Genomic DNA, 8,780 nt, shown 5'->3' on the forward strand with positions numbered 1-8,780 from the left:
TCTAATACAATAAACGAATATTTCATCTAGAAATTGTTGCCAGTAAACATTATTCGTGTATAATCATATAAGATTACATAGGAAAGTAAGGTAGACATATGAAAGTAGGATTTATATCATTAGGATGTAGCAAAAATTTGGTTGATAGTGAAAATATTATGGGAATGTTTCGTGGAGTTCATGAAATAGTGAATGATCCAAAAGAAGCAGAAGCGATAGTCATTAATACATGTGGATTTATCGAATCAGCAAAAACAGAAGCAATTAATACTATTTTAGAGATGGCAGAATACAAAAAGGCAAATTTAAAGAAACTAATTGTTGTTGGATGTCTTGCACAAAGATATAAAGATGAATTAGAAGCCGAAATTCCAGAAGTTGATGCTTTTGTTTCCATTAAAGAATATCCACATTTACATGAAATTTTAGAATATCATCTAGGTGAACCACTAAAAGTTTACAATAAAAATGAACGTTTGCTTTCAAGTAAACCATATACGGCATACATGAAAATAGCAGAAGGTTGTAGCAATTGTTGTACATTTTGTGCAATTCCTTTAATTCGTGGTGGAAATGTTTCTTATCCAAAAGCTGATCTTGTTGAACAAGCAAAAACACTTGCTAAATCAGGTGTGAAAGAATTGGTTTTAATAGCACAAGATACTACAAAGTATGGCTTGGATTTATATGGAAAACTTTCTTTACTTGATTTGCTTCAAGAACTAAATACAATTGATGGATTGCATTGGATTCGAATACTGTATATGTATCCAGATGAAATTGAAGATTCATTAATTGATGGGATGAAGCAACTTGATAAAGTGATTCCGTATTTTGATATTCCAATGCAACACGCTAACAATGAGTTGTTAAAGCAAATGAACCGTCGAGGAACAAAGGAAGCCGTAATGAATACCATTTCGAAAATACGTGAAACATGGAAACATCCAACACTAAGAACTACATTTATTGTAGGCTTTCCAGGAGAAAGTGATAGTGACTTTGAAGAACTATGTCAGTTTGTCAAAGATGCGCGTTGGGATCGAATGGGAGCTTTTACATATTCACCAGAAGAAGATACAAAAGCATATGATATGGATCATCAAATTGATGATGCCACAGCACAAGCAAGGCTTGATCAATTGATGCGCCTACAAAAAGATATTGCACTTGAAAATAATCGTGCATTTATCGGTGAAAGAGTAGAAGTACTCGTTGAATCACAAGAAGGATTAACTGGAAAATATAGAGGACGCAGTAAAATGAATGCGCCAGATGAAGTGGATGGTTTGGTGATTTTCACAAGTGATGAAGTGCTTTCTTTTGGAAGTTTCGTTACTGTAGAAATTACGGATGCACTTCCATATGACTTAATTGGAAAACATGTACAATAATTTTGAAAGGTGCAATTCGTTTATTGTACCTTTTTTTATGCATGCCTCAGGCTTTTTTATATCTCCATTTTTATGTATAATAAAAATGGAGAAGGAAATATTATGAAATTACTTAGTTATGTATTTATGTTATTAATCGTACTTGCGTTAGTTGTTATTATAAATGGGAATCCACATACAACAATGGGTTTTCTTATGATGTCAGTAGCTGCTGCGGTTATTGTTATTTCCTTAGTCGCAATGTATATTGTTTGGAAAGATTAGATAAAGTCGATAATTTCGACCTTTTTTTATGGGTTTGTGCTTTCAATAAACCAACGGTTAATTTCATAGAATATACTTCGTTCGCTTTTTCCAATACGGCAACGATATAAGATGCCACAACCACCAACTTTACTTGCTGCTTTACGCACTTCCAATATTTTGTCGATTTTATATTTTGAACCATTGTTCCAAATAATATAAATGGGCGTTAGTGCGCCATGTTCATCGCACATCGTAATTACTTTTATATATTTCTTAAATAATTGCATAGATTATGAATTTCCTTTCAAAAATCCAACTGGATGGATAGTATGGTTTCCTTTTGGGTCAACAGAACTGAAAGCTCTATCTACGAGCGATGAAGCAGAGTTCACACTATAGAAACCATATTTTTTTCGTATATCTTCAACTACTATTTCTATTTTTCGATTTTTTGCCTTAGCTACTGTATCTTCAAAGAAGTTTAATTGATAGTACATGTTTGTTTTAGTAAGCTGTGATGCATGTACGCCAATACTACGTATAGGAAGTACAAAGTCATAACTTTCTGCAAGTAGTTGCATTGCGATTTGCAAGATTTCACTGCATGTGTCAATTGCAACTGGTATTTTACGCTGATGAGTAAATCTGTGTAAATTGGTATCTCTTACTGAAAGTGTAATGACTTTGGCCATAAACTCTTTTTCTCGTAGACGACAAGCAACAGAATTGCTAAGTCTTTCTAAGACGATCCTTGCTTCATTTGCGTTTGTAATATCCTTAGGTGTAGTCCAAGAATTGCCAATTGATTTTGGCGGGGTTGTAAATGTTTCTAATGTAACTTCACTTGCTTCCATTCCATTAGCATAGCTCCAAATTAGAAGTCCCATTTTGCCAAATTTTTGTTTTAGTAATGTGGTTGATGCGCAAGCTAAATCTCCAATTGTATAGATATGAAGATCATGTAATTTTTTTGTTGTTGCATGACCAACCATAAGTAAATAACTAACAGGTAATTGCCAAGCAAATGTTTTAAAGTTTTCTTGTGTAATTTCTGTAAGTCCACTTGGTTTCTTATAATCGGAACCAAGTTTTGCGAACACTTTATTGAAACTAACACCAATAGATACAGTTAATCCATATTCATGATACACACGTCTTTGAATTTCTTGTGCGATTTGCATTCCACTACCATATATACGAAGTGAATCAGTGACATCAACCCATGCTTCATCTAAACCAAAATCTTCTACACGATCTGAGTATTCGTGATAAATTTCTTTTACTTTTGAAGTATAGTATGTGTATTTTTTCATATCCGCTTGCACAATATGTAAGTCCGGACATTTCTTTAATGCATTTCGAATGGGTTCTCCAGTAACGATTTTAAATGGTTTAGCCTTCATATTTTTTGCAAGAATGATTCCATGTCTTTGTGACTCATCACCTCCAACAGCCATTGGGACATCACGTAAAGGTGGTGTTAACATTTCTTCAATTTGCGCATAGCAATGATTTATATCAATATGTAAGATAGTTCTCATTTCGTGTTGTATCATGTGTCCTCCTAACTAGAGCATACCACAAGATTACCATTTTTCAATCAAAAATGGCAAAAAATACTTTTTCTATTTTAATAAATTTGCATTGTTACAAAAATAGTGATAACATGAAATCATGAATAAAGATATATTAAAACACCAAATGGAAATCATAGGGATTTCACCAAAAGAGATTGCAAACCATTTAGATGTAGGGGTATCAAGTGTTTATCGTTGGCTTGATGGAACAACGAAAAGTATTCCACAAGAAAAACAAGACCGCTTAGCAGAACTGTTACAACTTTCTTCGCGTGCACTTGATGATGATGCGCAAAATTTATTAAAACCAATTTTAGGAAATGTAAAAGCTGGTTATGATTTATTTGCAGCTGAAGATCTTTTGGGGTATGAAGAAGTAACAGAAATCGAATCAACGAAAGGGGATTACTATTTGAAAGTACAGGGAGATTCGATGATAGGCGTTGGTATTTTTGATGGCGATTTAGTCTATGTGAAACAATGTAATGAAGTGGAAAACAATAAAATTGCGGTAGTTTTAGTTGGTGAGGAAGTTACAATAAAAAAAGTAATCATGAAAGATGATGTACTAATTTTAGAAGCAGCAAACCAAACGGTCGCAAATCGCTTTTTTAATAAAAACGAAATTGATATTCTACCAGTAAGAATTATTGGTCAAGTTATGCACTCAAAAAGGAATTTTTCATAATGTGTGGTCGATTTCTCTCGCTCACTAAAGAAGATTGGAAAGAAATCTTACAAGGAGCTTATGAAGAATCACAACTTCCTGTTGTACATCAAGATGTATATCCTTCACAACCATATCTTGTAAAAACAAACACTGGATTTAAAATGATGCAGTGGGGAATTGAACCGAGTTGGAAAAAGATGCGAATTATTAATGCGCGTGTAGAAAGTGTCCTTGAAAAGCCGATGTTTAGACCTTTATATCAAAATCAACGCTGCATTATTTATGTGAAAGCATTTTATGAATGGGATAAGCAAAAACATCAATATCTTTTAGATAAACCAAACAAAAAAATCCTGGCACTTGCAGGATTTTATGAAAAAAAAGAATCTGGAGATACATTTGTTATTATGACACAAGATGCAACATCCGATTTTAAAATGATTCATGATAGACTTCCTTGTATGTTGGATGAACCAATGATTGACCAATATATAAAAGGTGAAAGCATACCTTTTACTAGTTTCAAAAATGCACTAAATGGAATTGAATGGAAACCAGTTCCTTCTGCTATAGTATAAAATATTAAAAAAGGTATAAGTTTCTTGTGAGAAGAAGGGCTTATACCTTTACTATGTTTAATGGTGTCCCCGTAGGGATTCGAACCCTAGACCCATTGATTAAGAGTCAATTGCTCTACCAACTGAGCTACGGAGACATGTATTGTGCAAAATTGCTGCATCACTATTATATGCTTATTTTCTTAGCGAATCAACCCAAAAATTAGGATTAAAGTAAAAAAAATCCTACATATATATGAGGTGAGTAACATTAAAGTAAAAGAATTGAAGGAAAGTGAAAGACCAAGAGAAAAAGCTTTAAAATATGGAATGGATACTTTATCAAATAAAGAGTTGTTAGCAATTATCTTGCGTTGTGGGTATAAAGATGTATCGGTACTTGAACTTGCTGATAAATTGCTACATGTAAGTGACGGGTTAGTACCATTATTTTCGATGAGTTTTGATGAACTCATTCGAATTAAGGGAATATCTGTAATCAAAGCTTTGGAATTGATGAGTGTATTTGAATTAAGTAAACGAAGTATCTACGCAAAGTTAAAGAATGCACCTGTCTTAAATGATCCACAGATGGTCTATAACTATTTAAATAAGAAAATTGGATTGAAGAAACAAGAGCATTTTTATGTATTGTATTTGAATGTGAAAAATCAAATCATTCATGAAAACACGGTTTTTGTTGGTACGTTAAATGTGAGTGTTGTTCATCCGCGTGAAGTTTTTAAAGAAGCTATTCAAAAGCATGCTGCAGCTATCATTGTGGCACATAATCATCCAAGTGGAAGTGCAGAACCAAGTAAACAGGACTTGCAACTCACAAATAAATTGATTGAAAGTGGCAAAATTATTGGGATACCCATTATTGATCACATTATTGTTGCTCAAAATAATCATTTTAGTTTTGTAGAAAATGGACTGATTCATCACGAAAAATAGGAAGATTTACAATGTGAATCTTCCTTTATTAATTGTCGTAGATAGTTTATAATGGAGGTCGTAAGAAAGGAATGTTTATGCCAAAAATTACAAAACGACCAAATGAAACAGCGCGCTTTAATCGCTCGCAAAAAATATTAATATTTATCTGCATTATTTTACTTATTTTCGGATTTTCAACACGTATTATGGGAGGTAATGCAGCTTCTGAGTCAGGATATGACTTATTTACAATGTTGCGTTATTCATTGATTGAAAAACCAACGCGTACGATCCTTAACTTTTCAAAGGACATTAGTAACCTTTGGAATGTGCAAAGTGAGAATGATGAGTTGCGTCAAGAAATCGCTAGTCAAAAAATGTATAAGTCTGAATTAGACGATACAAAACGTCGTCTTGCTGAGCTTGAGGCATTACAAGGTATCACAAGCAACGATCAATATGATAGTATCGGAGCAACTGTTATTGCACGAGATGTGCAAGGTTGGTCAAATGTGATGACTATTAATGTTGGAAGTAATGATGGCATCACAAAAGATATGTCAGTAATTAGTTCAAAAGGATTGTTGGGTAGAGTGGTTGAGGTACATGATAAAACATCGAAGGTACAACTGCTTACTGCAGAAAAAACTGACTCGCAAGTTTCGATTAAAATCGAACTAAGTAGTGATAAATCTACAACAGGATCGTTAGAAACCTATGACAAGACAACTGGAATGTTCACCGCTAATATTTTCGATTCAACTGTTGAAATAAAAAAAGGAATGAAAGTGGTAACTTCTGGTATTGGTGGAGCGACACCATCAGGAATTTTAATTGGTGAAGTGCAAGATGTTGAAAAACTATATAACGCTGAAGGTGTGAAAATTCAAATCAAACCAGCAGTTGATTTCAATGATTTTACTTATGTTAGTGTATTAAAGGTGAAGTAGATGGTAGTGCAATATATATTTGTTTTTGCATGCTTCCTAATCGATGGGATCATTGAAACTTGCTTCCCAGTGAATTTCGCGATGAATAGTGTGTATTTCGTGTCATGCTTTGGTGTTTGTGCACTGATTTTGACAATTCGTAAAATGGACTTTATTGATGCGTTGATATTATCTATACTTAGCGGGATGTTCTATGATTTTTTCTTTACGAATTCGTTTTTAGTTTATATATTTATTTTTGTTTTGTTGTGTTTTATTGTTAAAGCATGGCAAAAACATGTCGGAGAGTCTTTACTAGAAAGTATAATTCTTGCGATATGCTCTTTATTTACGATGCAATTAATTACATATGCATTGATGTGGTTTTCAGGAGATACAAGAGTTAGTTTCAATTCATGGATTTATAATCGTATGTTTTTAACATTAGTTGTAAATGTCGGATTTGTATTTATATTACATTTCTTAACGAACTTGCGTGACGATTACATACGTATGCGTGATTTGAAAATAAGAAAAGATGAGAAATTATCAACACGTTTACTAAGGAGGTAGGGATGAAAAAACTAATGGTTTGCGTCCTTTTTCTATCATGTTTTATGATGGGAGGATGCTCGAAAAATGAATATCAAATTGCTGTTACATCCTATCCAATTAAATTTTTAGTTGAACGTATTGGCGAACCGCATATTACAGTAGAGAGTATCTCAAATGGCGAAACGATACAAAGTGCTTCCATTACTAGTGAATACCAAATTATTCTTAATGATAGTGATGCATTATTGTTTATTTCTGGAATGGAACCTTATTTTGAAATCTATGGAAAAGAACTCCGTAATGATGCAAAAAATTATTTAGATTTGCAAGGATATGGTTACTTTAATGACTTTGCGAGATATACCAAAAATAGTGTTGGAACACTTGTTCAAGAACCGTATTATGAAGGAAATCAATTTTCGACGATTAATACGTATACCAAAGATCCATTTATCTGGATGGACCCTTTGCAAATGATTTCTGCAGCTGAATCTATCCGTGACTATATGATTTCTTTGTATCCTCATCTTGAAGATGATTTTCGTAAGAACTATGATGCATTAGAGATTGAACTTACTAACTTAGATGCACATTTTCAAACACTTAAAAGCAAAGAAATTTCATTTGTAAGTACTACTGCAAGTTTTGGAAATTGGCAAAATACATATGATATGCATGTGTATCCACTTTGTTTGTCGAAATTTGGTGCAACACCAACTGATGATCAGTTGGAAATCATTTTGCAAAGAATTCGTGATGATGGAGTAAGGTATATTGTTCACGAACAAAATCTAAATCCAGAAATGGAAGAGTTATATCAAACGGTTCGAGATGAGCTAGGTCTAATCTCGATAGAAATAAATAATATGTCAGCACTAACCAATGAGGATCGCGAAGAAAATCGTGACTATTTAACTATTATGTATGAAAATTTTAAGGTGCTAGAAGGAATCGAGAATTAGTTATGAAAATTATTGTTGTTAGTGATTCGCATGGAATCCGTTCAAAATTAGATAAAATTTTAGAAATGCATAGAGATGCTGACTTATTTTTGCACTGTGGCGATATTTGTTTAGACAGTTATGAGTATCCACAATTTATTACAGTAACAGGAAATAATGATTATTATGATTATCCAAGTGAAATTATACTAAATCTTCCACATCACAAATTGATTATGTTTCATTCACATATGTTTGGATATTTTAATCGTGACAAACAGATGGTGAAAAAAGCAAAAAGTAAAGGATGTGACATTGTTTGTTATGGACATACACATATTGCTGATTATCGAGTGATTGATGGTGTTCATGTATTAAATCCAGGATCTTTGCAAATGTCACGTGATGGAAGAGATACTTCATATGCAATTATGCATGTTGATGATACAAGTGGCGAAATTGAAGTTGAGTTTATATTTGGCTAAAAGATACAATATATGTTAAATCATTGGATTTGGATTAGGTGTATGCTCTATTCAACTGAGCAAAAGAATTGCTTGCCAAAGCGAAAAATCTTTGTTATTATGATTTAGCGTTATGTCTACGTAGCTCAGTTGGATAGAGCATACGCCTTCTAAGCGTACGGTCAGGGGTTCGAATCCCTTCGTGGACGCCATATGCATAAAAACCCTTTATTTAAAGGGTTTCTTTTTTTACTTTCTCGAATTTGTACCAATAATCATGACCGGACGCGATTATGTGTTTTGTGTTTTTATGCATGAATTTTATATATCCATGAAAAAATACTCTATTTTCTGTAATGTCATTAAGTTAAGAATCCATTAACCAAGCAAAATTCATCGATGAAGTGAATTTTCTTGGTTTTTTTGTTGTCTTCTAAAAGTTGTGTTCTTTTAAGCAGTAAAGAATATGCTAAAAAGATGTTCTTTGTAGTGAACATTTTTTGAAGTT

11 protein-coding genes and 2 tRNA genes are annotated in these 8,780 nt (G+C 33.0%); 10 read left to right on the top strand and 3 right to left on the bottom strand.

The window, feature by feature from the left end; all coding sequences use genetic code 11:
* Positions 1 to 98 precede the first annotated feature (98 nt).
* Both rimO and EDD63_RS11575 read left to right on the top strand, forming a co-directional pair.
* A complete protein-coding gene (gene rimO / locus EDD63_RS07880; protein ID WP_134170200.1) occupies positions 99 to 1,394 on the top strand; it encodes a 30S ribosomal protein S12 methylthiotransferase RimO in 1,296 nt (431 codons plus the stop codon).
* Between the two features lie 102 nt (positions 1,395 to 1,496).
* Entirely contained in the window at positions 1,497 to 1,658 is a 162-nt protein-coding gene (locus tag EDD63_RS11575) for a hypothetical protein (RefSeq protein WP_166667585.1), read from the top strand.
* A 26-nt stretch (positions 1,659 to 1,684) separates the two neighbouring features.
* Here the strand turns inward: EDD63_RS11575 and EDD63_RS07885 are convergent, their stop codons facing one another.
* The gene (locus EDD63_RS07885; RefSeq protein ID WP_134170202.1) at positions 1,685 to 1,927 is read right to left on the bottom strand and encodes a hypothetical protein; all 243 of its coding nucleotides are present in this window, start codon (positions 1,925 to 1,927) and stop codon (positions 1,685 to 1,687) included.
* A 3-nt stretch (positions 1,928 to 1,930) separates the two neighbouring features.
* Positions 1,931 to 3,196, bottom strand: coding sequence for a DNA polymerase IV (gene dinB / locus EDD63_RS07890; protein ID WP_243833753.1), 1,266 nt, complete (start codon positions 3,194 to 3,196; stop codon positions 1,931 to 1,933).
* A gap of 118 nt (positions 3,197 to 3,314) precedes the next feature.
* On the opposite strand from dinB, the gene EDD63_RS07895 reads away from it, so the two are divergent.
* Both EDD63_RS07895 and EDD63_RS07900 read left to right on the top strand, forming a co-directional pair.
* Positions 3,315 to 3,905, top strand: a complete 591-nt coding sequence (locus tag EDD63_RS07895; protein WP_134170204.1) for a LexA family protein — start codon at positions 3,315 to 3,317, stop codon at positions 3,903 to 3,905.
* On the top strand, positions 3,905 to 4,465 hold the full coding sequence (locus EDD63_RS07900; protein ID WP_134170206.1) for an SOS response-associated peptidase: 561 nt from the start codon (positions 3,905 to 3,907) through the stop codon (positions 4,463 to 4,465). The genes EDD63_RS07895 and EDD63_RS07900 overlap by 1 nt, the downstream gene beginning before the upstream one ends.
* 61 nt (positions 4,466 to 4,526) lie before the next feature.
* Here the strand turns inward: EDD63_RS07900 and EDD63_RS07905 are convergent.
* A tRNA-Lys gene (locus tag EDD63_RS07905) sits at positions 4,527 to 4,602 on the bottom strand.
* A 103-nt stretch (positions 4,603 to 4,705) separates the two neighbouring features.
* Between EDD63_RS07905 and radC the strand changes: the two genes are divergently transcribed.
* The 6 genes from radC to EDD63_RS07935 all read left to right on the top strand — a co-directional run bounded on the left by radC (position 4,706) and on the right by EDD63_RS07935 (position 8,484).
* Positions 4,706 to 5,401, top strand: a complete 696-nt coding sequence (gene radC, locus EDD63_RS07910; protein ID WP_243833754.1) for a RadC family protein — start codon at positions 4,706 to 4,708, stop codon at positions 5,399 to 5,401.
* A gap of 77 nt (positions 5,402 to 5,478) precedes the next feature.
* Positions 5,479 to 6,333 carry a rod shape-determining protein MreC gene (gene mreC / locus EDD63_RS07915; protein ID WP_166667586.1) on the top strand — a complete coding sequence of 285 codons (855 nt, stop codon included), beginning with the start codon at positions 5,479 to 5,481 and terminating at the stop codon, positions 6,331 to 6,333.
* Positions 6,334 to 6,885 (top strand): hypothetical protein, encoded by a 552-nt coding sequence (locus EDD63_RS07920; protein WP_134170210.1) that lies wholly within the window; start codon positions 6,334 to 6,336, stop codon positions 6,883 to 6,885.
* A 2-nt stretch (positions 6,886 to 6,887) separates the two neighbouring features.
* Complete coding sequence (locus EDD63_RS07925; protein WP_134170212.1) at positions 6,888 to 7,829, top strand: metal ABC transporter substrate-binding protein; 942 nt, start codon at positions 6,888 to 6,890, stop codon at positions 7,827 to 7,829.
* 2 nt (positions 7,830 to 7,831) lie between these two features.
* Positions 7,832 to 8,293 (top strand): metallophosphoesterase family protein, encoded by a 462-nt coding sequence (locus EDD63_RS07930; RefSeq protein WP_134170213.1) that lies wholly within the window; start codon positions 7,832 to 7,834, stop codon positions 8,291 to 8,293.
* 114 nt (positions 8,294 to 8,407) lie between these two features.
* Positions 8,408 to 8,484: transfer RNA gene (locus EDD63_RS07935), tRNA-Arg, on the top strand.
* The last annotated feature ends 296 nt before the right edge of the window (positions 8,485 to 8,780 follow it).

This window comes from Breznakia blatticola, assembly GCF_004365815.1.
Lineage (GTDB): Bacteria > Bacillota_I > Bacilli_A > Erysipelotrichales > Erysipelotrichaceae > Breznakia > Breznakia blatticola.